This is a genomic window from Corynebacterium sp. HMSC076G08, from assembly GCF_001811515.1.
GTDB classification, from domain to species: Bacteria; Actinomycetota; Actinomycetes; order Mycobacteriales; family Mycobacteriaceae; genus Corynebacterium; species Corynebacterium hiratae.
This window is the reverse complement of record NZ_KV805038.1, coordinates 1-432: the sequence shown is the minus strand read 5'-3', so window position 1 is coordinate 432 and position 432 is coordinate 1. Positions and strand designations below refer to the sequence as shown.

The 432-nt window shown below is 50.7% G+C and carries 1 protein-coding gene; it reads left to right on the top strand.

Annotation, left to right across the window (positions count from 1 at the left end; genetic code table 11):
* Positions 1 to 432, top strand: a 432-nt coding sequence (locus HMPREF2806_RS05645) for a VaFE repeat-containing surface-anchored protein (RefSeq protein WP_158013204.1), incomplete at both ends; no start/stop codon positions are given.

The window sequence follows — 432 nt, the reverse complement described above, 5'->3', positions numbered from 1 at the left end:
TGAGTCTGATACTCCGAAGATTTCGACGAATGCTGATTTTGCGAACGGTGCTACTGAGGTTGTTGCTGGTGCGCAGGTTAACGATACGGTGACGTATGAGGGTTTGGTTCCGGGTAAGGAATACACCCTTTATGCTGAGTTGATTTCTAAGGTTGATGGCAAGACTGTTTTGGGTGAGGGTTTCAAGACCTTTACTCCGGATGCTGCCAATGGTGAGGTTGTTGTTGAGATCATCGTTGATGAGTCTGTAACGGAGCCGGTTGAGGCTGCGGTTGCCTTTGAGGAGTTGACTTCTGTTGAGGTCGACAAGGAGGGCAAGGAGACTCCGGGTACTGATCCGAAGAACCCGAATGAGATCGCTGAGCACAAGGACATCAACGACAAGGATCAGACTGTCACCTCTAAGGACCCGTCTGAGACCACCGAGCCAAC